This is a genomic window from Nocardia donostiensis (assembly GCF_002081715.1).
In the GTDB taxonomy this organism is placed as follows: Bacteria; Actinomycetota; Actinomycetes; order Mycobacteriales; family Mycobacteriaceae; genus Nocardia; species Nocardia donostiensis.
Genome location: NZ_MUKP01000025.1, coordinates 64,566 through 91,154, shown reverse-complemented (window position 1 = coordinate 91,154; position 26,589 = coordinate 64,566). Strand labels below are relative to the sequence as shown.

At 68.1% G+C, this 26,589-nt stretch carries 19 protein-coding genes; 9 read left to right on the top strand and 10 right to left on the bottom strand.

Features of this window, described 5'->3' with window-relative positions; translation table 11 throughout:
- A partial coding sequence (locus tag B0T44_RS17155; RefSeq protein WP_081512240.1) for a carboxylesterase/lipase family protein occupies positions 1-1,144 on the bottom strand: 1,144 nt, incomplete at its 3' end.
- 107 nt (positions 1,145-1,251) lie between these two features.
- On the opposite strand from B0T44_RS17155, the gene B0T44_RS17150 reads away from it, so the two are divergent.
- Entirely contained in the window at positions 1,252-1,554 is a 303-nt protein-coding gene (locus B0T44_RS17150) for an FmdB family zinc ribbon protein (RefSeq protein WP_368026131.1), read from the top strand.
- Between the two features lie 19 nt (positions 1,555-1,573).
- Here B0T44_RS17150 and B0T44_RS17145 read toward each other — a convergent pair whose 3' ends face one another.
- A complete protein-coding gene (locus B0T44_RS17145; protein ID WP_077121613.1) occupies positions 1,574-1,852 on the bottom strand; it encodes an Rdx family protein in 279 nt (92 codons plus the stop codon).
- Positions 1,853-1,910: 58 nt separating this feature from the next.
- Positions 1,911-2,300 carry a YchJ family protein gene (locus B0T44_RS17140; RefSeq protein ID WP_077121615.1) on the bottom strand — a complete coding sequence of 130 codons (390 nt, stop codon included), beginning with the start codon at positions 2,298-2,300 and terminating at the stop codon, positions 1,911-1,913.
- A 92-nt stretch (positions 2,301-2,392) separates the two neighbouring features.
- Between B0T44_RS17140 and B0T44_RS17135 the strand changes: the two genes are divergently transcribed.
- Complete coding sequence (locus B0T44_RS17135; protein WP_077121617.1) at positions 2,393-2,965, top strand: ATP-dependent Clp protease proteolytic subunit; 573 nt, start codon at positions 2,393-2,395, stop codon at positions 2,963-2,965.
- Between the two features lie 169 nt (positions 2,966-3,134).
- On the opposite strand, the gene B0T44_RS17130 is transcribed toward B0T44_RS17135, so the two are convergent.
- On the bottom strand, positions 3,135-3,599 hold the full coding sequence (locus B0T44_RS17130; RefSeq protein ID WP_245839660.1) for a hypothetical protein: 465 nt from the start codon (positions 3,597-3,599) through the stop codon (positions 3,135-3,137).
- Positions 3,596-6,022, bottom strand: a complete 2,427-nt coding sequence (locus tag B0T44_RS17125; RefSeq protein WP_077121619.1) for an AAA family ATPase — start codon at positions 6,020-6,022, stop codon at positions 3,596-3,598. Before B0T44_RS17125 ends, B0T44_RS17130 begins: the two co-directional genes overlap by 4 nt.
- A 466-nt stretch (positions 6,023-6,488) precedes the next feature.
- Between B0T44_RS17125 and B0T44_RS28095 the strand changes: the two genes are divergently transcribed.
- Genes B0T44_RS28095 through B0T44_RS17105 form a run of 4 tightly spaced genes read left to right on the top strand, consistent with a single transcriptional unit; the run spans position 6,489 to position 14,654 of the window.
- Complete coding sequence (locus B0T44_RS28095; protein ID WP_254893691.1) at positions 6,489-9,584, top strand: SWIM zinc finger family protein; 3,096 nt, start codon at positions 6,489-6,491, stop codon at positions 9,582-9,584.
- A complete protein-coding gene (locus tag B0T44_RS17115) occupies positions 9,581-10,693 on the top strand; it encodes an ATP-binding protein (RefSeq protein ID WP_077114707.1) in 1,113 nt (370 codons plus the stop codon). The genes B0T44_RS28095 and B0T44_RS17115 overlap by 4 nt, the downstream gene beginning before the upstream one ends.
- On the top strand, positions 10,690-13,467 hold the full coding sequence (locus B0T44_RS28090) for a DUF5682 family protein (protein ID WP_254854123.1): 2,778 nt from the start codon (positions 10,690-10,692) through the stop codon (positions 13,465-13,467). Before B0T44_RS17115 ends, B0T44_RS28090 begins: the two co-directional genes overlap by 4 nt.
- 32 nt (positions 13,468-13,499) lie before the next feature.
- Complete coding sequence (locus tag B0T44_RS17105; protein WP_077114793.1) at positions 13,500-14,654, top strand: VWA domain-containing protein; 1,155 nt, start codon at positions 13,500-13,502, stop codon at positions 14,652-14,654.
- Between the two features lie 519 nt (positions 14,655-15,173).
- Here B0T44_RS17105 and B0T44_RS17100 read toward each other — a convergent pair.
- The 4 genes from B0T44_RS17100 to B0T44_RS17085 all read right to left on the bottom strand — a co-directional run bounded on the left by B0T44_RS17100 (position 15,174) and on the right by B0T44_RS17085 (position 21,735).
- Positions 15,174-17,702: an ABC transporter permease gene (locus B0T44_RS17100; protein ID WP_077114706.1), complete on the bottom strand. Its 2,529-nt coding sequence runs from the start codon at positions 17,700-17,702 to the stop codon at positions 15,174-15,176.
- Positions 17,702-18,478 (bottom strand): ABC transporter ATP-binding protein, encoded by a 777-nt coding sequence (locus tag B0T44_RS17095; RefSeq protein WP_077114705.1) that lies wholly within the window; start codon positions 18,476-18,478, stop codon positions 17,702-17,704. Before B0T44_RS17095 ends, B0T44_RS17100 begins: the two co-directional genes overlap by 1 nt.
- A gap of 85 nt (positions 18,479-18,563) precedes the next feature.
- On the bottom strand, positions 18,564-20,384 hold the full coding sequence (locus tag B0T44_RS17090; RefSeq protein ID WP_438269028.1) for a serine/threonine-protein kinase: 1,821 nt from the start codon (positions 20,382-20,384) through the stop codon (positions 18,564-18,566).
- 247 nt (positions 20,385-20,631) lie between these two features.
- Positions 20,632-21,735, bottom strand: coding sequence for a serine/threonine-protein kinase (locus B0T44_RS17085; protein WP_077114703.1), 1,104 nt, complete (start codon positions 21,733-21,735; stop codon positions 20,632-20,634).
- A 170-nt stretch (positions 21,736-21,905) separates the two neighbouring features.
- Between B0T44_RS17085 and B0T44_RS17080 the strand changes: the two genes are divergently transcribed.
- The 3 genes from B0T44_RS17080 (at position 21,906) to B0T44_RS17070 (ending at position 25,329) form a co-directional block, all read left to right on the top strand.
- On the top strand, positions 21,906-22,676 hold the full coding sequence (locus tag B0T44_RS17080) for a deoxyribonuclease IV (protein WP_077114702.1): 771 nt from the start codon (positions 21,906-21,908) through the stop codon (positions 22,674-22,676).
- A gap of 261 nt (positions 22,677-22,937) precedes the next feature.
- Positions 22,938-24,203, top strand: a complete 1,266-nt coding sequence (locus tag B0T44_RS17075) for a CaiB/BaiF CoA transferase family protein (protein ID WP_077114701.1) — start codon at positions 22,938-22,940, stop codon at positions 24,201-24,203.
- A gap of 181 nt (positions 24,204-24,384) precedes the next feature.
- Positions 24,385-25,329: a hydroxymethylglutaryl-CoA lyase gene (locus B0T44_RS17070; protein WP_175647910.1), complete on the top strand. Its 945-nt coding sequence runs from the start codon at positions 24,385-24,387 to the stop codon at positions 25,327-25,329.
- Here the strand turns inward: B0T44_RS17070 and B0T44_RS17065 are convergent, their stop codons facing one another.
- Positions 25,330-26,460: an MCE family protein gene (locus B0T44_RS17065; protein WP_077114792.1), complete on the bottom strand. Its 1,131-nt coding sequence runs from the start codon at positions 26,458-26,460 to the stop codon at positions 25,330-25,332.
- Positions 26,461-26,589: the final 129 nt, after the last annotated feature.

The following is a 26,589-nucleotide window of genomic DNA, read 5'->3' as shown; positions in this document are numbered from 1 at the left end:
TGGCCAGCGCACCACGCGATTTCGCCAGATCCGGGTAGGCGGCGGTGATTTCGGCGATCCGCTCGTGCGACAGGCCGGGGTGACTGTCCCGTACCCCGTTGAGCATGGCGTTCACCGCCTCCGGGGTGACCGGCATGATCGGGGAACGGAACAGGCGGAACAGCGACGATTCGTCCTTGTTGGTGCCGATCAGCAGCGGCACCCGATGCGAAAACCCTTGCTGGAACCGGTCGGTGGGATAGCCAGGCAGCAGTTCGCCGTCGACCACGGGCGCGGCGGCCAACGTTCCCGGCACCTGCACCGGCACCTCGTCCATCAAAATGGCGGCGGCGTCGGTGATGCGGTCCAGAGGAAGTTCGACCAGTTCACCTGCCCGTTCCCGCGGCAGCTCGAGCAATTCGAGGAAACGCTCGGCGACCCCGGCGGCGCGTTCGGGACCGAAAACGGTGGTCGCGGGCGGGCTTTGCGCGATCGCCCGATGGAACAGCCCGGCCACCCGTGGCGCGGTGAGCAGAGCAGTGACGCAACCGGCGCCGGAGGATTCACCGAACAGGGTGACGTTGTCCGGGTCGCCTCCGAAGGAGGCGATATTGTCGCGCACCCATTCCAGTGCGGCGATCTGATCGTGCAAGCCCAGGTTCGGCGTGAAATCCGGGGACAGCGAGGACAGATCGAGGAAACCGAACGCGCCGACCCGGTAATTCACGGTGACCACGACGACATCACCGGTTTCGGACAGTTTCCGGCCGTCGTAGACGCCCTGGGCTGCGGTGCCGAGACAGTAGGCTCCGCCGTGCACCCATACCAGCACCGGGCGCGGTACGTCGCTGGTCGCGGCGGGCGCCCAGATATTGAGCCACAGGCAGTCCTCCCCCATCGCCAGCGACCGATCGATGGGCACGGTGTTGTCCATGTTCTGCGGTGCGACCTGTCCGTCGGTGAAACAGTCGCGCACTCCGTCCCACGGTTGCGGCCGCCGCGGCAGCCGGAAACGATGCGGCCCCGAGACCGGCGCAGCGTAAGGGATCCCGCGCCAGACGAAGGACGAACCGGTACGCATCCCGCGGACCGCGCCGTATTCCGTGCGCGCTACCGGCTCGGTACCGTCCAGGCCGGGCGCCGTCTCGAAGAACCGAGTGCTCATCGCAGACCTCCTCATACCTCTGATTTCGAGGGTACGTCCCTGCTCAACGCGAAATCTGCGCCTCTTGACGTACGTCACAACAGCGAGCAGTCCCCGGCGTGTCGCCAATGGAGGGCAGGTGCCACCGATCCCGCCAAGTGTTTCAGCGCGTCGTGGTGCGAGAACGAGGTGTCTACACTCACCACATGCCGAGTTACAGCTTTCGGTGCCGCAGTTGCGGCGACACGTTCGAAGTGAATCGTCCGATGGCGCAGTCGTCGGATCCCGCGCAGTGCCCCAGCGGCCATGACGACACGGTCAAGCTGCTCACCACATTCGCCACCGTCGGCCGGGCTGCGGGGAGCGCGCCGAGTCCGGCGCCCGCCGCGCCGAGTGGCGGCGGCTGCTGCGGTGGGGGCTGCTGCGCCTGACAGCTCGGGTCGGCTCGCCTCAGCCGGAGGTGCGATCGGTGTGGCCGAGGTCGCGTTCGGGTGCCACGCGGTCCCGAACCCGCTGTTTGAGTACGGCGATATCGGGGAAGCCGCCGTCGGTTTTGCGTTCCCATATCTGTTCGTCGTCGACGGTGATGCGGAAGACTCCGCCGGTGCCGGGGATCAGCGCGACCTCGCCGAGATCGGTGGTGAAGGTGGTCAGCAGCTCCTGCGCCATCCAGCTCGCCCGCAGCAACCAGCGGCACTGGGTGCAGTACTCGATCGCGACACGTGCCATGCGCCGACCCTACCGGGGCACTACTGGTCGAGAACCGATGCTGCCGGCCGTTGCCCACTCAGGCGTCGACGACTCCGTCAAGGTAACGCCAGGCCCCTTCCTCCTTGCGGAACCGGCTGACCTCATGCAACGCGCCGCGTCCGTTGCCGTCGCGGTAGTGGGCGGTGAACTCCACGATGCCGTCGTCGTCGAAGGGACCGCCGCGCTCGGTGCGCTGGACGTCCAGGAACAGCCAGCGCCGTTCGGGGTCGAGTTCCAGCCGCGGCGGCCGGGTCCGCGCATGCCAGGAGCGCAGCAGGTAGTCGGCGTCGCCCACGACGAACGCGGTATAGCGGGAGCGCATCAGGGCTTCGGCGCTGGGGGCGGCGCGTTCACCCGCGAGGATGGGGCCACAGCATGCGCCGAAAGTGTCGCCGCGCCGGCACGGGCACGGCTGCGAATCGTCCATGCCGTCGATTGTGTAGCGCTTTCACCACAAGCGAAACTCACCCCCGGTGAGCTGCGGTTCCGGCGAGCGCCGCCGATACCTACCCTCGAACTATGACAACCAGCGGCATCACCCTCGACGAATCGGTACTCGAGCGTCTTCTGCGTGAGCGGGTCGTCTTCCTCGGCGCACAAGTGGACGACGAAATCGCCAACCGGCTGTGCGCCCAGCTACTGCTGCTGGCCGCCGAAGACCCGGCCGCCGACATCAGCTTCTACATCAACTCCCCCGGTGGCTCCGTCGACGCGGGTATGGCGATCTACGACACCATGCACTATGTCCCGTGCGATGTGGCGACCTACGCCATGGGTCTGGCCGGATCGATGGGCCAATTCCTGCTCACCTGCGGCGCAAAGGGCAAACGGTACGCTCTGCCGCACACCAGGATCCTGATGCATCAACCGTCCGGTGTGATCGGTGGCGCAGCCGCGGATATCGAAATCATGGCCGAACAGCACGCCTACACCAAACGGCAGATGGCTGAACTGACCGCCCAGCACACCGGGCAGAGCTACGAGCAGATCCTCGAGGACTGGGACCGCGACCGCTGGTTCACTGCGGAACAGGCGCGCGAATACGGAATGATCGACCACCTCGTCAGCGGGCCACCCCGCAAATTGCGCTGACCGGCCGCACGGATGACGGACGGCTGAATGCTGGATCGGTGGACCAGCGACGACACCAACCGCCCGGCCGAGAGACCCCGCGGGTACAGCGGTTCAAGAGACAGCAGCGACCGCCCGGAAGACCCGAGCTCTGGGTTGCGCACGTCGGCGGCTCGACGGTCGCCCTGGCTCATCGCACAGCTGACAGGTCGGCGGCGATGGCAGCGGTTTCTTCCCGCCAGCGCCGCAACTCCGTCGCACCGGGGGCGAGCTCGTAGTCGTGGTGGTGGGTGGCATGCGACAGCGCACTCCACAGGGTGGCGATACGCGCGGCGGTGAACGGGCCGGTGAAGGCCCGCAGCGCCAGCAGTTGCGCGCGCATCGGGCAGCGCATCAGCTCCGGTGCGACCCTGGCCCACAGTTCGTCGACGAGCTGTTCCAACGCTATCCGCAGAATCCAGGCGGTGGCGCGCGGCCAGAGACCGCCCGCGTCGGTCACCGTTCCGGCGAGCAGCCGGTCGACAGTTTCCAGCCGTTGCGCGACGGACGGCCTGGGCGCCTCCGGCGGGTTCGGTCTCCGGCCGGGACGGCGGTGGCGGTCGGGCCTGCGGCGACTCGAACGCGCCGGGCCGCCGCGCCGGTTGCCCGCGCTCACCGGGACAACCAGTCGACGAGTTTTTCGGTGTCGGCGATCAGTTCGGACACGTCCCGGCTGATGGGCACATGCGCGCCCGCGGTCGCGTCACGTAATGCGTCCACCGCCCATCTACCTTCCTTGGCCAACCGTTTGTTCAGGTCCTCGATACGCCCGGACACACCGAGCACCGCCAGCGCCACCATTGCCCGGGTGGATTGCGCGGTATCGATATGCCGCTGTACCTCGCGGTGGTCGACTCCGTCGTCGAGCATGGTCCGGCGCACCCTGGCCAAGCTCGCGGCCTCCAACGCGGAGCGGCAGCAGGTGGCAACGAGTTCGTCGGCGATCGCGGGTGGCAGCTGCGGGGTGCGGGTCAGGGCGCGTGCGTCGTCCAGATAGCGGCGCACCGGATCACTGGACACCCTGACCTCCACCACCGACCGCTCCCGCCGCTGCACCTCCAGCACGTGCGCATCGATCTGCATCCGGCGCACTGCCTCGGCCAGGCGTTCGTCGTGGGTGAACACAATGACCTGCCGGTTCCACGCGACCGTGGCGAGCACCCTGGCGAGGCCGTCCACCTTCGCCGGGTCCATGGCCTGCACCGGGTCGTCGATCAGCACGAAACGGAACGGGCTGTCGGGCACCGTCGCCCGCGGCAGGAACAGCGACAACCCGAGCGCATGCAATTCGCCCTGGCTCATCACCCCTAGCGCGGCGCCGTCCACCTCGTCCACGGTGACGTCGAGCAGCACCCGCCGCGCGGTGTTCGCGCTGCCCTGCAACCGGATTCCACCCAGCTCCACGTTGCTGTGCTGGCGCAGGCTCTGCCACACCCAGCGGGCGGTTTTCTCCAGCGGAGCCATCCGCTCATCGCGCAGGCCTGCCGTCGCCGACTTGAGCCAGTCTTCGGCCATCCGGGTGGTGCGCAGTTCGCCCGCTTGCGCCGCGACCATACGCGCATCGGCAACCCAGGCCGTCAGACGCGCCGCCAACGGGGCCCACACCTGGTCCAGCCGTTCCAGTTCCTTGCCGACGCCCTGCTGGAGGAACCGCAGTTCGTGGGCCAGGCGGGTATGCGCGCGGGTCAGTCGCCGAGGCAGGTCCGGGGTGTAGTCGGCCGACGCCGCCGCGATCCATTCGGTCCAGGCGTCACATACCGCCGCGGTGTCCAGGGCGGGTGGGCACGCACCATCCGGGGCGAGCTGCACGGGCAGCTCCTCGGCTAGTGCCCACACCTGGGTCAGCACCTGATCGAGCCGGTCTCTCGCTTCGACCAGCGCGGCAACCCGGGCGGTCAGCTCATCGACGGCGGTATCGGCGCCGCTCGCCCAGGCGTCGTCGAGTGTGCCCGCACCGCATACCGGGCAGTGGCAGGCCCCGCCTGCCGCCATATGCCTGCGCGCCTGACGCAGTAGTTCGAGCACCCGCATATCGGCCTGCGCTTCGGCGGTGGCATGGCGGTCCACCTCTGCGCCACATGCGGCGAGCCGGTCCGCGACGGCGGTCACCTCGGCTTCGCTGGGGAGGGTGAGGGCAGCGATCGCGCGCAACGCTTCCGGATCGATACCAGCGCCACCGGGGGACAACGCGCGCTCGAGTTCGTCGAGATCGGTGGTGGGATCACGCAGCAGGTCCGCGGCGCGGGTGGCGCGGACGTCGGCGATGTCGGCCAAGTCGGCCAGCAGCGCCGGCCGTTGTCGCCGGATCGCGCGGGCGATGCGTTCCAGCTCCACCCGCCTGGTCCGAATGGTTTCGTGCGCGACGATCAGGTCGTCCAGGCCGAGCAGTTGGTGTAGCGCGTCGAACAGTTCGCTGGGTTTGCCGTCGACCAGCGCGCCGAGTTCGCTGTAGGACAGGAACGGGCGATACAGCTCGAGCGGCGATGCCCACGCCTCGACCGGATAGGCGATATCGGTGCCGGTGCCGCGGTGCTGGCGCCAGTCGGCTTCGGCCAATGTGGCGTCGGGTGCCCACTCCTTGGTGACGGCCACGCGCGGAGAGTCGCCGTCGACGAGCAGTTCCACCTCGATGCGCGCGTCGGGCTCGTGCAGATTGCGCCAGCCTTCCCGCCAGGCCGCCGATCGGCCCTCCCAGCGTCGGTTGCCCCCGGTGAGCGCCAGTTCGACGGCTTCGGCGAAACTGGATTTCCCACTGCCGTTGCGGCCGACGACCAAGGTCAAACCGGGCCCGGGTGGCAACTCGAGCGCGCTTTCCGGACCGATGCCACGGAATCCGCGGACCCGAATGGCACGCAGGAAGATTCCCGTCACGATATCGGCGTCGTTGTCAGGCACGCTGTCGCCGGTGTTGTCGGTGGCGCCGAGCGCGTCCAAGACGGTTCGGGCGACTTCGGTGGGAACCGCCCGGTCGGCGGCCAGTCTGCGCGAGACCAGGTCGGCCACTCGGATCGGGTGCGCCGCCTCGTTCGCCGATTCCATACGCATTCACCCCCTGCACACCGCGGCACTTGGTCCCCGCGCGCGATCGCGCTGACGAAAGCTTGGCGAAACGCTACCCGATCACCGGGCGTTCGCCCAGCCGCTGCACGGGATTCAGCAGTGGCAGAACGTATCACCAGGGCCGAATCTGCCCGCGGGGATGGAATTGGTCATCGAAGGCTGGGCCTGCGCACCGATGTCCACCCCTCGCCAGCCCCGTCGGGCAGCTCGATGGTGTGTCACCCGTCGCCGGGCGGCCCGGCCGAGCCGAACAGGACAGGATGTCAGACATACCCGAGTCACGCAAGATGAAAGCTGCAAACGAGCAGATACGGAACAGGCGCGCTCGCAATGTTTTCCGGCTACCACACGCTTGCGGCGGGAACTTGTCAGCGCCCTGCGATACAACTTCGGGCGACCGACGAACGGGGGACCACATGACCGACGCGACGAACGAAGGCGGCCGATGAGCCAGCGATGGACCGAAACCCAGGTGCGGTCGCTGGCACCGGACAACAGTTCGTTGACCGCGGCCCGGAAACTAGCCGGACGGTGGAGCGACGACGGATGGACCGATACCGCGCTGTGGGGGTTGTGCGCGGGCAGCGGATCGCGGCCGTATCAGACCATTGTCGACCTGTCCGGCCCCGCCTACCGCTGCTCATGCCCGAGCCGGAAATTCCCGTGCAAACACGCGCTGTCGCTACTGTTGCGCTGGTCGCGGGGCGAGGTGGGCGAGCAGGAGGAACGAGCCGACTTCGCGGCGAGCTGGATCGACGGACGCACCACCAAAGCCGCGACCGCCGCGACGCGGGCGCCACGCACCGATAACCCGGCAACCGCCGAACAACGCCGGGCGCGGGTGAGCGCGGGCCTGGAAGAACTCGACACCTGGCTGACGGATCAGGTGCGCACCGGTCTGGCCCAGGCGGACCGTTCCTTCCGCGCGTTCGAAACGATCGCGGCGCGGATGGTGGATGCGCAGGCGCCAGGAGTAGCTGCCATGCTGCGCAAGCTGCCCTCACTCGTCACCACCCGACCCGATTGGCCGGAGGCGTTGCTCAGCCGATATGCGCGACTGCATCTGCTGGTCGCGGCGCACCGCAAGCTCGACGAACTCGAGCCCGCGCTCGCTGCCAGCGTGCGCACGCATATCGGGTACCCGACGGCCGCCGAAGCGGTGCGTCGCGAACCCGCGGTCCGCGACCACTGGATGGTGCTGGGCATGCGGCTCACCGAGGAGGAACGCCTGTACACCCGCCGGACCTGGTTGCTGGGACGGCGAACCCAGCGCTGGGCGCTGGTGCTCGAACACGTATACGGCGGGCCCGGATTCTCCGCCGAAATACCCGCCCCCGGCCTCATGGTGGAGGCGGACCTGCACTACTACCCCGGCGCGGCACCGCTACGAGCCTTGTTCGGCGAGCGCCACGGCGCCCCCGAACCGTTCACCACCCTGCCACCGGAACCCGAGCCCCGCCCGGTGTCCGACCCGGCTCGCGTTCCACCCTCCGCAGCGACCACACCGAAGACACCAGCAGTCCCTGAACCACCCCCAACTGACCCACATACCCAGCCCCGTCCGGTTTGCGGCCCGGCTCGCGTTTCAGCCCTCGCAGCGCACGCGCCGAAGGCGCAAGTCGCGAGGGCTGAAACGCGAGCCCCAAAGGGCCGCAAACCCGCGCGCGCCAGCGCGCCAAAAACACAGCAAACCCGCCGCAACGAAGTCGCGTCCACCAAACAGAGCTACGCCGAGGCGCTGGGTGCCGACCCGTGGCTGGACAGCTGGCCGGTGCTGCTGCGCGATATCCTCCCGGTCCGCGCCGACGGCTGGTATGTCGCCGAATCCGACGGTTCGGCGCTTCCCTTGGTGCCGCTGGACGAGCCGTGGCGGCTGTTGTCGGTTTCCGGCGGCCACCCGGTGACGCTGTGCGCGGAATGGAACGGTGAGCGCCTGTCCCCGATTTCGGCGTTCACGGCAGGCGAAGTGAACGACCTCGGCTCGGCCGGTGAGGCGCAGCCGGGCGCGCCTGCCGCGCTGGCCGATCTGGCGTCCGTCGCGTTGCTGGGCACCGCCCGCACATCCGCGGACGAGCACCGCCTTCCCGCGCCGGTCGCGTCGGCGGCCGCACGGTTGGCAGGTGACGCCGCGGTGCGGCTGCTCGAAACCACGGCGCTGCAACAGGCCTTCGCTACCGCTGGGCTGGCGGCAGCTACGGTGAAACCGAACCTGGATACCGCCGCCGACGACCCACGCAGGCTGCTGCCGCCCGCCGCCGCGGACCGGCTGGCCGGGATGCTGCGGGAGCGTTCGGATTTTCTGACCGAATGGTTCGCCGCCGCCGATCCGCTGAACTACCGTGCGCCTGACCGGTTGTGCGGGCCGCTGTTGGAATTCGCGCACCACAACCGGGACCTGCGTGAACCGGCGCTGCGACTGGCGGGGAGCCGCGGCAGTTGGCTGGCTGCCCAGTTGCCCGAATGGCACGCGCTGGTGCGGCACGGGGTCACGGCACCGGATGCCCCGGATGAGGTGTGGCGACTGGGCAGCCCGCCGGAGCGTAGACAGTGGCTGGCGCGGTTGCGTGATCGCGACCCCGCTGCGGCCCGGGACGAGCTGGCAGCCGGATGGGCCAAGGAATCGGGCCCGCTGAAAGCCGAATTGCTCGCGGTGCTCGGCGACCGTCTCTCGCCCAGCGACGAAGGTCTGCTCGAAACCGCGCTCGACGACCGGCGCGCCGATGTGCGGCGCAACGCGGCCGGTCTACTGGCCTGCCTACCGGATTCGGCATTCGCACAGCGCATGATCGAACGCGCCGAAGCCTGGATACACCGCGGAGGCGAACGGGAGCGACTCGAACTGGTCGTGCAGGTCCCGGAAACTCTGGACGAGGCAACCATCCGCGACGGGATCACCGACCGCAGTGTGGAGTTCAGTTACCGCTGGATGGGGGCGCCCGACACCGCGGCAAGCAGGCTGCGTCAACTGGTGGCCGCGATACCGTTGCGCTACTGGTCCGACCGGTTCGGCGATCCGGGCACGACCACCGCGGCACGGATCGACGACCGATTCCGTCAACCACTGTTCGACGGCTGGATGGACGCCGCGCTCACCCAGCAGGCCCCGGTCTGGGCGCGGACCCTGTTCCAGGCCGGTATGCCTTCCGATCAGGCGATGCTGCGCCGAAGGGAACTGTTCGCGCTGGTACCCGCGGCGGACCGGACCCGGCACCTGCTGCGCCTGGACGGTTCCTGGCTCTCGGAGATCGAGGCACTGCTGCCTGCGATCGAACGGCCATGGCCACGGGAACTGGCACAACATCTGATCCTGTTGCTGTTCGAACGGGCGCGGGCCGCGGCACGCAGGCCCGGCGCGCAGGGCACCTCCCCCGCCGCGCATCGCTCGCTGCTGCTGGCCGCATCCCTGCACCTGCCTCCCGATACCGCGCGCGAGATCGCCGCGCTCGCCCCGCGCTGCCAAGACCCTGCCTGGCAGCAGGCGTTCGACCGTATTACCGATGACCTTCGCCACCGCTCGATCGCGCTCGAGGAGCTGCATTGACCACCGAAACCACCGCCCCCGAATCCGCTCCCGCGCTGCTGCACCCGCACGCCGAACAGGCTTTCGCCGACGAACTGCGTGCCCTCGCCGCCGCCGACGACCGGCCGCGGCCACCGTCGTGGCGGCTGTCGCCCTGGGCGGTGGTCACCTATCTGCTCGGCGGCGTCCTCGCCGACGGAACCGTGATCAGCCCCAAATATGTCGGACCGCGCAGGCTCATGGAGGTCGCCGTCGCGACGTTGGCCACCGACCGGGCGCTGCTGCTGCTCGGAGTGCCCGGAACAGCCAAAACGTGGGTTTCGGAACATCTTTCGGCCGCCATCAGCGGCTCCTCCACGCTGCTCGTGCAAGGCACCTCCGGCACCGCCGAGGAGGCCATCCGCTACGGCTGGAACTATGCACGACTGCTCGCGGAGGGGCCGAGCGAGGGCGCGCTGGTTCCTTCGCCGGTGCTCACGGCCATGCGTACCGGGGCGATCGCCCGGCTGGAGGAGCTCACCCGCATCCCGTCGGATGTGCAGGACGCGCTGATCACCATCCTGTCGGAGAAAACTCTGCCGGTCCCCGAACTCGGTATCGAGGTCCAGGCCGCCAAGGGTTTCAACGTCATCGCCACCGCCAACGACCGCGACCGCGGCGTCAACGACCTGTCCTCGGCGCTGCGGCGGCGATTCAACACCGTCGTGCTGCCGTTGCCGGCCAGCGAAGCCGAAGAGGTCGATATCGTCACCCGGCGGGTGGCGCAGCTGGGCGCCGCACTGGAGCTACCCGAGGTGCCCGCGGCCGCCGAGGAGGTGCGGCGGGTAGTGCGGGTCTTCCGGGAACTGCGTTCCGGTATCACCGCCGACGGTCGCACCAAACTCAAATCGCCGTCGGGCACGCTGTCGACTGCGGAGGCGATCTCGGTGATCACCAGTGGTCTCGCACTGTCGGCGCATTTCGGCGACGGTGTGCTGCGGGCCTCCGATATCGCAGGTGCAGTATTGGGTTCGGTGATCAAGGACCCGGTAGCCGACACCGTGGTGTGGACCGAATATTTGGAAGCCGTGGTGCGAGAACGACACGAGTGGTCCGATTTCTACCGGGCCTGCCGTGAGGTGACCGGATGAACACCAGCGCAGCAGCACCCACCGTCGGCCCCACCGAAGCGGCGCCCTATGCTCACCTGTTCGCAGGGACACCCGACGCCCGCTCCACCCCTCCCGAACTCACCGGCCCGCAGACCCGCGTCTTCGGCATCCGCCACCACGGACCCGGTTCGGCCCGTTCGCTGCGGCTCGCACTGACGGAGTTCCGCCCCGACGCCATCCTGATCGAGGGTCCCGCCGACGCCGACCCGCTGGTCGCCTTCGTCGGCGCCGAGGGAATGCGCCCGCCGGTCGCGCTGCTGGCTTATGTCCCCGACGAGCCCGCCCGCGCCGCGTTCTGGCCGTTCGCTGCGTTCTCCCCGGAATGGCAGGCGCTGCGCTACGCGGTGGAACACGATATCCCCGTTCACTTCTGCGATCTCCCCGCTGGCAACGTCCTCGCCGCCGACGACCCACCCGGCACCGGCGACCCCTTGTCCGAACTCGCAGCGGCCGCAGGCTACGACGACGCCGAACGCTGGTGGGACGCAGTGGTCGAATCCAGCACCGACGCCGATATCTTCACCGCCATCACCGAAGCGATGAGCGCACTACGCGAAGCCGGCACTGAAGCCTGCCTCAGTACATCACCGCTGTCACCAGTACCCCCGACGGCCCCACCAGACGGCAACCGCGGCAACGAACGCAACGAGCCAACAGGCCACAAACCTGAGATCGACACAGCCGGCAACGCGGAGGCCGACCCCACCGACCGCAACACCAACGGAACCACGACGGCCGCATCGACCAACAACAACGCACGCGGGACCGCAACCAACGGAGTGCGATCGATCGCCGACGTCTCCCCGCAACAGCCCCTCTGGCGCGCCGCAGAGGCCCTGGTGGCTTTCGGGTCCAGCCGAGCAGATTCCTCCGCTCCGCAGGTAGCAGTCCACCAGCCGCCATCCGGCAGCACGGGCGGCGACACGAAAGCCGCCCAGGCGGCCACCAGCACTCCGACCGATCCCGACCAAGACGCGTCCACCACAGCATCCGATAACACAGCAGGCGCAACCGCGACCACTGCGGACGTCGAGGCAGCAGGTACGGCCTGGAGCACACCGGGAATCGATGCTCATACTTTGCGTCGCGAGGCGTATATGCGGCAGGTGCTGCGGAAGACGTTGAAAGCGGGTGCGCAACGGGTCGCTGTGGTGTGCGGGGCGTGGCATGCGCCTGCGCTGGCCGGGCCGCTCGGTCCGACGGCGGCCGATACCCGGTTGCTGAAGGGGATGCCGAAGGTGAAGGCGCGCACGACGTGGGTGCCGTGGACGCATTCACGGCTGACGTCGGCGTCCGGGTACGGCGCGGGCGTGACATCGCCGGGCTGGTACCACCATTTGTTCGTCCAGCCGGAGCAGCCCGTCGCAGCATGGTTGACCAAGGTCGCGACTGTGTTGCGGAGGCACGATCTGCCGGTGTCTAGTGCACACATCATCGAATCGGTCCGGCTCGCCGAGTCTTTGGCCACCTTGCGTGGCAGGCCCCTGGCGGGGCTGTCGGAGGTCACCGAGGCAACCCGCGCGGTGCTGTGCGAGGGCGACGAGACGATGCTGCGGCTGATCGGCGCGGAATTGGTGGTGGGCGAGGAACTCGGCGCGGTACCCGAGGGGGTGCCCGCGGTCGCGCTGGACGTCGATCTGCGCGCACAGCTGCGTTCCCTGCGTATGAAACTCGACCCGCTGATGAGAACCGTCGACCTGGATCTGCGCAAGGAACGCGATATCGCGAAATCACGGCTGCTGCACCGGCTGCGGCTGCTCGACGTGGCCTGGGGCACCCGCACCGACAGCGAGGTCCGCTCGACCGGCACCTTCCGGGAGACCTGGACGCTGCAGTGGCGGCCCGAATTCGCCGTCGCCGTCATCGAGGCGGCGCGCTGGGGCACCACGGTGCGCGGCGCAGCCGAGGCGAAGATCCTCGACACCGCTTCCCGCGACGACAGCGGTGTCGGCGACCTCACCGACGCGCTGGAGTTGGCGCTGCTCGCCGATCTGGGCGGTGCTACCGACGGTCTGATCGCGCGCTTGGCGTCGGCGGCCGCGGTCGACCACGACGTGAGTCACCTGCTGACCGCGCTACCCGGTCTGGTGCGGACACTGCGGTACGGGGACGTGCGCGGCACCGACACCGCTGCACTCACCCAGGTGGCCGACGGCATGCTGGTGCGCATCTGCGCCGGGCTGCCCGCCGCCGTCACCGGTTTGGGCGCCGATGCCGCGCTGGAACTGCGCGCCCTGCTCGATACCGCACACACCGCAATCCTGACCCGCGACAACGAGCAGGCCACCGATACCTGGCTGTCCGCGTTGCGCAGGCTGGCCGACCGCGGTGACGTGCACGGCGCACTGACCGGGCGGGTGGTACGGCTGCTCAGCGATGCCGGGGTGATCGAGCCCGGCGATTCCGCGCTCCGGCTCTCGGCGGCGCTGTCGGTCGGTAGCAGCGCCGCCGACAAGGCGGCCTGGATCGACGGTTTCGTCGGTGGTCGCGGGCTGCTGCTAGTGCATGACCGCGGGCTGCTACGGCTCGTCGACGACTGGCTGACCACCCTCACCGACGACCAGTTCGTCGAAACCCTGCCGCTGCTGCGCCGCACTTTCGGTGCCTTCGAATCCGGGGAACGCCGTGCCATCGGCCGAGCGGTCCGCGCAGGCGGCCCCACTCGAGCGAGCACGGCGGCCACCGGCCTCGATCTCGCACGTGGTGAGCTCGCGATGCGGGTCGTCGCCGAGATTCTAGGAGTTGCGGTATGAGCGAGAACATCAACGGTGCCGCCGATCGCGCAATGGTGCGCTGCGATGAGGACAACCGGATCCGGCGGTGGCGGTTAGTGCTGGGGCAGGCGGCCGAATCCGAACTCGGCGCCCTCGGCGGAGCCGACGACCCGGCCATCGACCGCGCCCTGGCGGCACTGTACGACAGCGCCGACCCCGACCAGGGCAGACGTTCCGGCGGATTACAAGGCTCGGCGCCGCGGGTGGCGCGCTGGCTCGGCGATATCCGCAATTACTTCCCCGCCACCGTGGTCGAGGTGATGCAGCGCGACGCGGTGGAGCGGCTCCAACTCACCCAGCTGCTGCTGGAACCGGAGCTGATGGAGGCGGTGGAACCGGATGTCCATCTGGTCGGGACCTTGCTGAGCCTGAACCGGGTGATACCGGAAACCACCAGGGCGACTGCGCGGGCGGTGGTGGCGAAGGTGGTGCGCGAGATCGAGGAGCGGATCGCCTCACGCACCGTGGCCGCGGTCAGCGGCGCGCTCAACCGAGCTGCCCGGGTGAGCCGCCCCAAGCCGCGCGATATCGACTTCGACCGCACCATCCGCCGCAATCTCGCCAACTATCTGCCCGAGCAGCGCACCATCATCGCCGAACGGTTGGTCGGCTACGGCCGCCGCGCCCACGCGGTGCACCGGGACGTGATCCTGGCGATCGACCAATCCGGTTCGATGGCCTCGAGCGTGGTGTACGCGTCGGTATTCGGTGCGGTGCTGGCGTCGATGCGGTCGCTGCGCATCTCACTGGTGGTGTTCGACACCGAAGTGGTGGATCTGACCGAGCAACTGTCGGATCCGGTGGAGGTGCTGTTCGGCACGCAACTCGGCGGCGGCACCGATATCAACCGGGCCATCGCCTATTCCCAGTCGCTGGTCACCCGCCCCGACGATACGGTCTTCTTCCTCATCTCCGACCTGTACGAGGGCGGTATCCGCGAGGAGATGCTGCGCCGAATAAACACACTGCGTGAATCCGGCGTACAGGTGGTGGTGCTACTGGCGCTGTCCGACGACGGTGCACCGTCCTACGACCGCGATAACGCCGCCGCCCTGGCCGCGCTCGGCGTCCCGGCCTTCGCCTGCACCCCCGACCGATTCCCCGAACTACTGGCCCAAACCCTCAACCGCAGCGACCTGTCCAGCTGGTCGAGCGGCACGACATAAGCGACCGCCCCCGCCGGATGACCAGGCCCACCACCTTCGAGGTGAGCCGAGCTGTGGTATCGAGCGCTCGTCTGCACCCCCGAACTGCGGCTCACCCGAGTGACAGACACCCCCCCCCGAGGGCAGCCGCACCTCACAAAGCGGCGTAACAAACGCTCGACCGCACTTCTCGAACAGCGGTACACCCCGCCTGACAGGCAGCCTCACCGTCCCGAGGCGAGCTCCCGCACCTCACAGAGAGCACTCGAACACGCACCGCTGCTCAAACATGCGACGGACATCCTGGACCCGAGGCAGCCAACGGCTCACCCGGCCTCCTGACCCGAGGCAAACGCCGCACCTCACAAAGCGGCGTAACGAACACTCGACCGCGCTGGCTCAAATATGCGACGAACAGCCCCAGACCCGAGGCAGTCAGCCGCACATCCCAGAGCGGCAGTAACAAGCACCCGCCTGCGCACTCCCGGAACAGTGGTTTACCTGCGTGGCTGCCCGCCCTTCGAGGCGGGTGGTCGCGCCTTACAGGTCGGAGATGGCGGCCAGCGGTGGAGTGCGGGCGGCGCGGACCGCCGGCCACAGGGCGGCCAGTACACCTACCAGCGCCGAGCCGACCAGCATCAGGACCAGCTGTCCCCACGGGACAATGATTTCCTCCAGCCCCAGGTCTCGCAGGGTGCGCAGGAAGCCGACGCCGAGGCCGAGGCCGAGCAGTGCGCCGATGATGGCGCCGAATACGGCGATCAGCATCGATTCCAGGTAGATGCTGCGGCGTACCTGCGCGCGCTGGGTGCCGACCGCGCGCAACATACCGATTTCGCGGCGCCGCTCCACCACCGACAGCGCCAGGGTGTTGACGATGCCGAGGATCGCGATCACCACCGCCAACGCGAGCAGCCCGTACAGGATCGCCATCATGGTGTTGATCTGTCTGCCCTGTGCGCCCTTGAAATCCTCCTTGTCTTGGACCTGCACCACCACGAACTGTTCAGTGGCTTGTTCCAGATCGGTGCGCATCGCGGTCAGGTCGGCTCCGGGCTGCGCCCGCACCAGCACCAGTGCGTCCACCCGCAACGCCACCGGCATCACCTGCTCGTATACCGCCGAGGGCAGCACCATCGGGCCGAGCAGCGGTGAGTTGGTGTAGACCCCGGCGACCGTCACCGGGATCTTCTTGTTGTCCAGGCTGTTGAGGGTGATGGCGTCTCCGGCCGTCACGCTGTGTTCAGTGGCTTCGTCCTCCGACAGCAGGATCTCGTCGTCGCCGAACTGGGCGCTGCCGCTGATGATGTCGTAGTCGAGCACCCCGTCGATCGGCCCGTCGGGTGAGGTACCGAATTCGTCGTCGTCGCCGATTTTCACGGCGGCCCCACGTAACGCGACGACCTCGGCGACGCCGGGCACCGAATCCCGGACTGCAGCGGCGGCGCCGCGCGGCACCCCGATCATCTGCGGCCCGGCCAGCACGTAGTCGGCCTTCATCCCCTTGTCCACCAGGACGTCGACGCTCGCTTTGGCGGAAGCCCCGAGCATGCCGATCGCCGAAACCAGCATGAGCCCCAGAGTGAGCGCGAACGCGGTTGCGGCGGTGCGGCGCGGGTTACGCACCGCGTTGTTGCGGGCCATCCGCCCGATCGGGCCGAACGGGCGCAACAACAACCCGAGTGCGCCGACCACCGGACGCGACAGTGCGGGCGAAACGAACAGCACCGCGAACACCAGCGCGAGCGCGCCGACCCCGACAACGGTCGCCGCGGTGCCGCCGGTGCCGCGAGCGCCGAGCACCACGAACACCAAGCCTGCCACCGCAAGCACCGTGCCGATCACCGTGCGTACCCGCAGCGATTCACCGCTGGTTGAGGCAAATTCTTCGCGCATCGCCTGCACCGGCGGGATCGTGGCTGCCCGGCGGGCGGGTGCGTACGCGCTGAGCACGGTCACCAGTAGCCCCACCGCGAGACCGACCAGCACGGTACGCGGCCGCACCGCCAGCGAGCCCGTCGGCAAGCCCAGATCGAATGCGTTGAGCGCCCCCGACAGCCCGAACGCGAGCGCGATACCCGCAGCGAGACCGATCACGCTGCCGATCACGCCGATCACCAGCGCCTCGGCCACCACGGAGCGGCCGACCTGCCCGCGGCTCGCGCCGACGGCCCGCAACAGCGCCAGCTCCCGCAACCGCTGCGCCACGATCATGGAGAAGGTGTTGTAGATGATGAAGGTGCCGACGATCAGCGCGATGGCGCCGAAGGCCAGCAGGAAGTAGTTGATGAAGTTGAGCGCCTCGGAGATCTCGGCGCGCATCTCCTCGCGTACCTGCTCCCCGTTCTGCACCTTGTAGTCGGGCAACGCCGCCGCGATCCGGTCGCGCAGTTCGTCGCCGCCGATCCCCTGGGCGGATATATCCACATAGGCGACGTGTTTGCCGTCGGTGAACAGCTGCCGAGCCTGGGCGTCGTCGAACAGCACCCCGATATAGCCCCCGGTATCGGTCGCGACCTCGTAGATACCGGTCACTGTGACGTCGATGATCCCCTTGGACGGGATCATCACTTTGGTCCGGTCGCCGACCTCGAGCCCGGCCCGTTCTGCGCCCCCGGTATTGATCGCTATCTCGCCCGGCTGCGCAGGCGCAGCGCCCGCCACGAACCGCTCCGGTTCGGCTACCGCACGTTCGGGAGGCATATACGATTCGCCCCAGCTGGGCGCGCCACCGGTCTGCACCGCCTTCTTCCCGGTGGGGTCGAGCAGTACCAACGGCCCGTTCACGTTCGGCGCGACCGCGCCCACCCCGTCCATATCGGTGATCTGGTCGACCACCTGCTGCGGTACGCCCATCGACTGCCGCTCCTGCGGGCTCACCCGGACCGCGACACCCTTGGCTTCGTCGGCGTAGATCCCGTCGAAGGTGCGCTGCAGGGTATCGGTGAACACGAACGAGCCTGCGATGAACGCGGTGCCCAGCACCACCGACAGCAACGTCAGCGCCAGCCGCACCTTGTGCGCGGCGAGGTTGCGCAAGGCCACCTTGCGCATAGGGTTGGCCGCCATCACCGTGTCTCCAGGGCCTTCATCCGGTCCAGCACCGAGTCGGCGGTGGGGTCGCGTAGTTCGTCGACGATGCTGCCATCGGCGAGGAATACCACGCGGTCGGCGTACGAGGCGGCGTGCGGGTCGTGGGTGACGATGACGACGGTCTGTCCGAATTCGTCGACCGCGGTCCGCAGGATCGACAGCACCTCGCTGGAGGAATGCGAATCCAGGTTGCCGGTCGGTTCGTCACCGAAGATGATTTCCGGTTTGCCCGCCAGCGCCCTGGCGCACGCCACCCGCTGCTGCTGCCCGCCGGACAGTTCGCTCGGCCGGTGGGTGAGCCGGCCGGTCAAGCCGAGGCGGTCGAGGACGGTGTCGAGCCAGGCACGGTCAGGTTCCCGGTTCGCGATATCCAGCGGCAGGGTGATGTTTTCCAGCGCGGTCAGCGTCGGCACCAGGTTGAACGCCTGGAAGACGAAACCGATCCGGTCCCGCCGCAGCTTCGTCATCTGTTTGTCGGTCAGTTCGGTCAGCTCGGTGTCGCCGATGCGGACGGTGCCGGAGGTGGCGCTGTCCAGCCCGGCCAGGCAGTGCATCAATGTCGACTTACCGGAACCGGACGGACCCATGATCGCGGTGAACTCGCCGCGCACGAAATCGGCTGATACCGCGTCCAGGGCCGTGACCTGGGTGTCTCCGGACCCGTAGACCTTGGTCAGTTCGATCGCGCTCGCCGCGATCAGGGATGCCTCGTCTGTCTCGGCCGGGTCCAGATCCACCGCGTGTGAAGTCATGGTGTCCAGTTTGTCGGGCGAGGCGCCGCCGCGCCATCGGTAATCACCCCGACCTCGGGTAAGCGGACGCCCATGAGCTCGCCGGTCAGTTCAGCGGCGCCGACTTCCACCAGGTGAGAACCTCGTCGATCGTGCCGACCACGCCGTCGGTGAACATCAGGAACTGTGCCCGGTTCGGATCGCCGGTGAACACCGTGATCATCATCGGGCTGTCTTTCTCGAGTTTGTAGTTGGTGTAGGTCTGGCCACCGTTGCTGTCGGTGGACTTCTGCGCGCCCGACAGCGACTGCACCACGGCTTCCACGTCGGCGGCCGATTCGTACACGTAGAACCGATAGAAGGGGTCGTCGTTGTTGTTACCGCCGTAGCAGCGCCACTGGTAGGTCCATGTGCCGAAGTCCGGTTCGCCTGCATCGGGCGAGGGCGGGGAGTCGGAGCTGGCGTTCCAGCAGTTTGCGGCGTTGTATCCGACATCGCCGGAGGTCGTCGCGGGCACCATGCCGGGGAATTCTTTGCTGAGGGAATCCAGGGTGGCCGGGACGGAGGCCGCGGTGCTGGAAGCGCTGGTGCTGGTGCTGGAACCGTCTGCCGTCGACGACGAATCGTCGCCACCGATGGCGACCACGATGCCGATGCCGACGGCGACGAGCACCACGAGGCCGAGGCAGAGACCGATGATCAGACCGGTGTTCTTGGTCGATCCCTGCGGCGGGGGCGGCTGGTTGTAGGGATAGGCGGGCTGCTGCTGGTATGGGCCGACCCCTGGGCCACCGATATTGCCCTGATTCGGCGCGGTAGGCGCCGCGCTCGGGTAGGGCTGGCCGGGTGCGCCGCCGGCGAACGGTTGCGCGACGCCGGCCGGCGACTGCTGCTGAGCCCCGCCTGCCTGGGGCTGGGACTGCAGCCCGCTGGGGTATGGCTGGGCCTGTGTACCACTGGGATACGGCTGGGCTTGCAGCCCGCTGGGATAGGGCTGGGCTTGGGCGCCGCTGGGATAGGGCTGGGCTTGGGCGCCGCTGGGATAGGGCTGGGCTTGGGCGCCGCTGGGATAGGGCTGCTGGTGGCCGCCGCTGGGATAGGGCTGCTGGTGGCCGCCGCTGGTATACGGCGGCGTGACCGGCAGTGCGGGCGAGCTCTGGTTGCTCAGCGCCTGCTTGGCGGCCGCGGCGAATTCCGCGCAGGAGCCGAAACGGTCGTCGGGACGTTTGGCCATCGCCTTGGCCAGCACCGCGTCGAGCGCGATCGGCAGACCGGGGCGCACGGTGCTCAGCGCGGGCGGCGGCGACTGCAGATGTCCCTGGATCACCGCGGCCGGGTTGGTCGCTGTGAACGGGCCATTGCCGGTGAACAGCCAGAACAGCGAGCAGGCCAGCGAGTACTGGTCGGAGCGGTGATCCAGCGAGGCTCCGGTCAGCTGTTCCGGCGAGGCGTAGGCCAGGGTGGCGGTGAAGGTGCCGGTCTGGGTGAGGTGGCCGGTGTCGTCGCGCAACCGGGCGATACCGAAGTCGGTCAGATAGACCCGTTCGCCGCGTCCACCGGTGGACCGGGCCAGCAGGATATTGGCTGGTTTCACGTCACGGTGCAGTACACCCATCCCGTGCGCGTAGTCGAGTGCCTCCGCGGTTTCCTGGATGATCTGCACGGCGCGTTCCGACGGCAGTCGCTGCGGATCCACCGAAGCGGCGTCGATGCCGTCGATGTACTGCATCGAAATCCACAGCTGCTCGTCTTCGAGGCCGCGGTCGTAGACGGTGACGATGCTGGGATGGTCTAGCCGGGCAACCAGATCCGCCTCCCGTTCGAACCGCGCCCGCACCTCCTTGTCGAAGAACATCTCCCGGTTCAACAGCTTGAGCGCAGTCATTCGCGGCAACCGCGGATGCTTTGCAAGATAAACCGAGCCCATGCCACCCCGACCCAGCTGCCGGTCGATGACATAGCCGGCGAAAACGTCACCGTTGGCCAGCATGTCCGCTCCACTTCCCGCCACGCACCGGGACCCACCGGTATGTGGCGTACAGGCAAAAAACGCGACCGAGCTCCTCCGGCTCGACCACGTGAAAACATCGAAACCATAGCAGTACTCGCGCGATCAGCCGCCGGGTTGCCGCATCGGGCAAGGGCGGCAGACGGCGATGAACAATAGCCCGCGACTATGGTGGCTGGCCGAGATCGCGCGGCGGTGGCTGCCGCGTGGGCAGTGTCGGCGGGGGTAGCGGAGCCGAGCCGGGGCGGCGCAACCCGGGCAATTCGATCATCGCGGGCGTGGGCGGACGCCGCGGCGCGTACGGCCGCGGCGCAGCGGCGACGGACGGGTCGGCCCCGGTCATCATCGGGGCGTGACCCGGATGAGGCGAGGGGCCTATCGTGGGGCCTGCGCCGGTGGCAGGAGCCACCTGACGCAGGGCCGCAGGCCTGCGCAGTGACGCAGCGAGCGCCCGCCGGGCCGCGGCGGCGAATTCGAGGCAACTGGCGAACCGGTCGGCAGGCTGTTTGGCCAGCGCGCGGGCGAGTACGTTGTCGAGCGCGGGCGGCAGGCCCGGCCGGATCCGGCTCAATTGCGGCACCGGCGCGTGCAGATGTGCGTGGATCACCGCGGCGGGCGATTTCCCCGGATAGGGCGCCGCACCGGTCAGCAGCCAGAACAGCGTGCAGGCCAGCGAGTACTGGTCGGCGTGCGGGTCGAGTTTCGCGCCGACGAGCTGTTCGGGCGCGGCGTAGGCGAGGGTGGCGGTAATGGAACCGGCATCGGCGAGGGTGGTTTCCGAATCGCGCATCCCCGCGATGCCGAAATCGGTGAGCAGGACGCGTTCCGGGTGCCCGATGGGGGCCTTTGCCAGCAGGATATTGCCCGGTTTCACATCGCGGTGCAGTACTCCGTTGGCATGTGCGAAGTCCAGCGCGGCAGCGGTTTCGCCGATGATCTGCACTGCTCGCCCCGGCGCGAGCACGTCGACGTCGGCAGCCGAGGCGTCCGACCCCGGCACGAACTGCATGGAAATCCACAGCTGGCGGTCTTCGGTGCCGCGGTCGTAGACGGTCACGATATTGGGGTGATCGAGCTGGGCGGCCAAATCGGCTTCGCGTTCGAACCGGCGGCGAATCTCGTTGTCGGTGTAGAGGTTCGGGTTCAGTAGTTTGAGCGCGATCAGCCGCGGCAGCCGCGGATGCCTGGCCAGGTAGACCATGCCCATACCGCCGACACCGAGCCTGCGGCGAATGGTGTAGCCCGCGAAAACGTCACCAGCCTCGAGCATTACAGACTCTCCCCCCTCGTCCGGGTTGAACTCGATGCTACCTACTCTGTGTATCTGCCCGCCGGGCACCGATGCAACGTCGATCTCGCCGGGTGTGGGGTCTGTTCCGTCGAGCCAGTCCTGTGCTGTCGGTGCACAGTGTTGTCGGTGGTCACCGATAGGCTGACCACATGCGCATTGGAGCACATGTCAGGCTCGACAGCGATCCGATCGGCTTCGGCGAGCAACTCGGCGCCGATGTCATCCAGTTGTTCGTCATCGATCCGCAGAGCTGGGACAAACCGCAACCACATCCGCGGGCCGAGCAGATCCTGGCCAGCCCGATCGATGTGGTTGTGCACTCCTCCTACCAGATCAATGTGGCCAGCCTGAACAATCGGCTGCGGATGCCCTCGCGCAATGCGGTGGCGCAGCAGGCGAAGGCCGCCGCCGATCTCGGCGCGTTCGGGCTGGTGGTGCACGGCGGGCACGTCCGCTCCGACGACGAGATCGAGGCGGGCATCGTCAACTGGCGCAAACTGTTCGAACGCCAGCAGGACAAGGGTGGTTTCGCGGTGCCGATCCTGATCGAGAACACCGCGGGCGGAAACTACGCGATGGCACGGCATTTCGATGCCATTGCCCGGCTGTGGGATGCGGTCGGCGATTTCGGCGCCGGTTTCTGCCTCGACACCTGCCACGCCTGGGCGGGTGGTGAGGAGCTGGTCGGCGTGGTGGAACGGATTCGCGCCATCACCGGCCGTATCGATCTGGTGCATCTGAATTCTTCCCGCGACGAGTTCAACTCCGGCGCCGACCGGCACGCCAACTTCGCCGACGGCACGATCGATCCGCAACTGCTGGCCGAGGTGTGCCGCACCGCCGATGCACCGGTCATCCTGGAGACCCCTGCCGAAGGCATCGCCGACGATCTGGCCTACCTGCGCGAACACGTGGGCTGAGCACGGTGGGGCGGGTGCATCCCAATACCGGTGAACGCACCCTGCCGCCAGGGGCACCGAGGGCGCGCCCAACCAAGCACTACACCGCCGCGGACTGCGACGGCAGGCGCATGACCGGACAAGGGCCGTTCCGGTGCACAGCGCCGGGCGGCTGCCGACACCGGCCGTGGACGAAGAACCGTGCCGTTCGGCCACTGGGCTACGACGTGCCCGCTGAGGCCGTCTCATCCCGGCGAACGCGCATAGTTCACACTGATGCGCATGAGTAACCGGCCGCTGGAGGGCGTACGCGTCCTGGAACTGGGCAATTATGTGGCTGCGCCCACAGCGGGGCGCATTCTCGGCGATTTCGGCGCCGAGGTGATCAAGGTCGAGCGCCCCGGCACCGGGGACGAACTGCGCAACTGGCGCCTCTACGGCGGCGACACCTCGATGCTGTACCGAACCATCAACCGGAACAAGAAGTCGATAACCCTGGATCTGCGTACCGAGACCGGCCGCGGGATCGTGCTCGACCTGATCCGGCAGTGCGATGTGCTGTTGGAGAATTTCCGTCCCGGCATGCTGGAGAAATGGGGGCTGGGCCCGCAGGTGCTCGAAGAGGTCAATCCCGATCTGGTATTGACCCGGATCTCCGCCTACGGGCAGACCGGTCCGCTGGCCGCGCGGCCCGGTTTCGCCGCGGTCGCCGAAGCGGTCGGTGGGCTGCGGGAACTGGTGGGTGATCCGGACCGGCCGCCGGTGCGGGTGGGGGTGTCGATCGGTGATTCCATCGCCGGTATCTATGCGGCCTTCGGCACAGTCATGGCCCTTTTCCAGCGGGAACGACGCGCCCCGCAGTCCGGTGCGGCCGCGCCGCTGGCCGATCGAACCATCGACGTGGCGCTCAACGAGGCGATCCTGTCGGTGATGGAGTCGCTGGTGCCGGATTATTTGGCCTATGGGATCAACCGGGAACGTGTCGGCGGGCGGATGGAAGGTATCGCCCCCAGCAACGCCTACCCGTGCTCCGACGGCACCAGCATCATCATCGGTGGTAACGGCGACGCCATATTCCAGCGCTATATGCGGGTCATCGAACGTCCCGACCTGGCCGCCGACCCGGAACTGCAGGACAATGCCGGACGCTGGCGTCACCGCGACCGGCTCGACGCTGCGATCGGCGCATGGACCGTCCGGCACACCCGCGACGAGGCGTTGCGGATCCTGGAGGCCGAAGCCATACCGTGCGGCCCCATCTACACCGCCGCCGATATCGTCGCCGACGAGCAGTACGCGGCGCGCAACATGATCCAGACGTTCCCAGTGGACGTCGGCGAGCCCGAACCGAAAGCAGTGGGTTTCACCGGGATCGTCCCGGTACTCGGCGGGCAGTCGCTGCCCATCCGCAATATCGGCCCCGATCTTGGTGAGCACACCCGCGAGGTGCTGCGCGAGATCCTCGGGATGAGCGATGAGCAGATCACCGAGGTGGTCGGTGACGGCGCAGGCAACAGCCGGGCCGAGACCGCGCCGGAGACCCGGTGAGACGCCGCCGCGTTGCGCGCCGCCCCCGTGGCCGTGCCGTACACGAATTGCGCGCGCCGGAACACCGCAGGCCGACCGTGCACCCTAATCCCGCTGGGCTCAACGAGAAACCATGCGGTGGTGTCATGTGCACCCGGCCGCAGATACGGGAGAATCAGGTGCACCAGACCAAGGAGCAATGATGACCGGGTACGGCGAGGCGATACTGCGCGACGTCACCCTGCGTGACGGACTCCAGCTGACCGGGAAGATGCTGCCGGTGCGGCGCAAAGCGGAGGTGGTGCGGCGGTTGCTCGCCCTCGGTGTGCCCGCGCTGGAGATCGGTTCGATGGCGCGGCCGGATCTGGTGCCGCCGATGGCCAACACCATGGAACTGGTCGAAGAACTCACCCCGGATGAGCTGAGCCGCTGCTGGCTGTGGGTGGCCACCCCGCGTCATGTGGAAAAAGCCGCGGCCGCGGGGGTGCGCAACTTCCAGTACTGCTTCTCGGTGTCCGATGCGCATAATCGCGCCAATATCGGCCGTGATACCGAGGCGAGCCTGGCCGCCATGCCGGAGGCGGTCGAATTCGCCCGTGCGGCGGGCGGCAGTATCCAGCTGTGCCTGGCGACGGCGTTCACCTGCCCGTTCGATGGCCCGGTCGATCCTGCCCGGGTGTTGGCTATCGCCGCCGATCCGCGCGCCGAGGGCGCCGACGATATCGTGCTCGCCGATACGCTGGGTCAAGCCCACCCCGCGCAGGTGGCGGCGCTGGTCACGGCGGTGCGCGAGCACACGCCGCGGCGCCGCATCGTCTTCCACGGGCACGACACCTGGGGTATGGGCGTGGCCAACTCGCTTGCCGCCCTCGACGCGGGCGCCCAGATGGTCGACGGCTCCCTCGGCGGTCTCGGCGGCTGCCCGTTCGCGCCCGGCGCCAGCGGCAACACCCCGAGCGAAGACCTGCTGTTCGCCACCCGCCCGGCTTGGTTCACCCCGGCCACCCTGGCGGGCCTGTTATCGGTCACCGACACCATCCTCGGCGAGCTCGGCGAACCCAACCGCTCCCGCACCGCCGAGGGCGCGCGTTCGAAGGCGTCGGCCTTCGAATGGGTGGTCTCCGGCGCGGGAGAACCGGCTCGCTGATTACGGGCTCGGTACCCCCGGTAGGCCGGCGAACAGCAGCTGGAAGACCGTGGGATGGTTCTGGTGGATCCGCGTGGAGGGGACGAAGGGCGTGACTTCCGCGGTATCGGTGACCACGTAGTCGGCGTGGCTGCCGGGTGTGCGGTCGAGTACACCGGTACAGTCCGGCCCGCCGGTGGCGTTGACTTTCGCCAGGTCCTCCGGATATTTGTACGCTTCGGCTCCATACATGAAGCTGGCGTTGAAGGATGCTCCCGGTCTGCGCCCGCCCACCAGGTCTTCGGCCAGCGGCATGGCTTCGGCGAGACCGCGGATTGTGCAGTCGATGCCGGTGCGGTAGTTGTAGAGCAGTTCGCTGGTCGGCCGCAGCAGGTCCAGCGCCGTGATCAGTGGCTGTTCGCTGTCGTGTAGTACGGCGCCGGTGGTTTCAGCGAGGCCGATGGTGTTGAGCAGCAGGTTGTCCAGGTTTTCCGGGTTGTCGGTGATCGCCGCGCCGGTGACGGTGGCGTTGTCGACGGTGCGCAGCAGGCCGGGCGCGGTGTCGGCGTACAGGTTGGTCACCTGGGCGCCTGTCTGCAGATCGCGACGCAGTGCGGGCAGGGACGGGTTGATATCGCGCAGGTAGGTATCCGATCGCACCAGTAGGTCGCCGAGTTCGGTACCGCGGCCCTGTAGGGCGGTGCCGATGGCGGTGAGGGTGGCGTTGAGCTCGGCCGGTTCGATCATCGCCAGCACCTCGGTGAGGTGCTGGAACAGGGTGTTGAACTCCACGGTGACCGATTCGCCGTGCAGGACCGCTCCTGGACGCAAGGTGCCCGAGGGCTGCGCGGGTTCGACGAAGTTGACGTATTTGGCGCCGAATACGGTGGTGGAACGGATATCGACTCCGGCGTTCGCCGGCACGAGCCGCATCAGGTCGGGGTCGAGCTCTAGCCGCAACCGCACTCCGTCGCTTGCGGTGTCGATCTCGTCGACTCGACCTATTTCGATACCGCGGAATTCGACCTTCGCCTCTGGATCGAGCACTAATCCGCTGCGTGGAACCTCGATGGTAACCGGCTTGTGGGTGGTGAATCCGCCGCTGAACATCGTCAGGGCGGCCGTGATGACGAGCGCGAACACTCCCAGCATTGCCAGTCCGGCGAGCTTCAGCCGCAGGATCTCACAGGTCGCCCGCAGTATCGGGTATTTGTGTGCTGTCTCAGCCTCGGTTGTCTCGGCCTCGGTGTTTCTCGGCACCACCATTCACCTGCCTTGCGG

Excerpts from the sequence above, each read along its gene's own strand:
- B0T44_RS17150 (WP_368026131.1), top strand. The coding sequence starts at position 1,252 with ATGGAGGGCAGGTGCCACCGATCCCGCCAAGTGTTTCAGCGCGTCGTG.
- B0T44_RS17145 (WP_077121613.1), bottom strand. The coding sequence starts at position 1,852 with ATGGCACGTGTCGCGATCGAGTACTGCACCCAGTGCCGCTGGTTGCTG.
- B0T44_RS17140 (WP_077121615.1), bottom strand. The coding sequence starts at position 2,300 with ATGGACGATTCGCAGCCGTGCCCGTGCCGGCGCGGCGACACTTTCGGC.
- B0T44_RS17135 (WP_077121617.1), top strand. The coding sequence starts at position 2,393 with ATGACAACCAGCGGCATCACCCTCGACGAATCGGTACTCGAGCGTCTT.
- B0T44_RS17125 (WP_077121619.1), bottom strand. The coding sequence starts at position 6,022 with ATGGAATCGGCGAACGAGGCGGCGCACCCGATCCGAGTGGCCGACCTG.
- B0T44_RS28095 (WP_254893691.1), top strand. The coding sequence starts at position 6,489 with ATGAGCCAGCGATGGACCGAAACCCAGGTGCGGTCGCTGGCACCGGAC.
- B0T44_RS28090 (WP_254854123.1), top strand. The coding sequence starts at position 10,690 with ATGAACACCAGCGCAGCAGCACCCACCGTCGGCCCCACCGAAGCGGCG.
- B0T44_RS17105 (WP_077114793.1), top strand. The coding sequence starts at position 13,500 with ATGGTGCGCTGCGATGAGGACAACCGGATCCGGCGGTGGCGGTTAGTG.
- B0T44_RS17100 (WP_077114706.1), bottom strand. The coding sequence starts at position 17,702 with ATGGCGGCCAACCCTATGCGCAAGGTGGCCTTGCGCAACCTCGCCGCG.
- B0T44_RS17095 (WP_077114705.1), bottom strand. The coding sequence starts at position 18,478 with ATGACTTCACACGCGGTGGATCTGGACCCGGCCGAGACAGACGAGGCA.
- B0T44_RS17090 (WP_438269028.1), bottom strand. The coding sequence starts at position 20,384 with ATGGGCTCGGTTTATCTTGCAAAGCATCCGCGGTTGCCGCGAATGACT.
- B0T44_RS17085 (WP_077114703.1), bottom strand. The coding sequence starts at position 21,735 with ATGCTCGAGGCTGGTGACGTTTTCGCGGGCTACACCATTCGCCGCAGG.
- B0T44_RS17080 (WP_077114702.1), top strand. The coding sequence starts at position 21,906 with ATGCGCATTGGAGCACATGTCAGGCTCGACAGCGATCCGATCGGCTTC.
- B0T44_RS17075 (WP_077114701.1), top strand. The coding sequence starts at position 22,938 with ATGAGTAACCGGCCGCTGGAGGGCGTACGCGTCCTGGAACTGGGCAAT.
- B0T44_RS17070 (WP_175647910.1), top strand. The coding sequence starts at position 24,385 with ATGACCGGGTACGGCGAGGCGATACTGCGCGACGTCACCCTGCGTGAC.
- B0T44_RS17065 (WP_077114792.1), bottom strand. The coding sequence starts at position 26,460 with ATGCTGGGAGTGTTCGCGCTCGTCATCACGGCCGCCCTGACGATGTTC.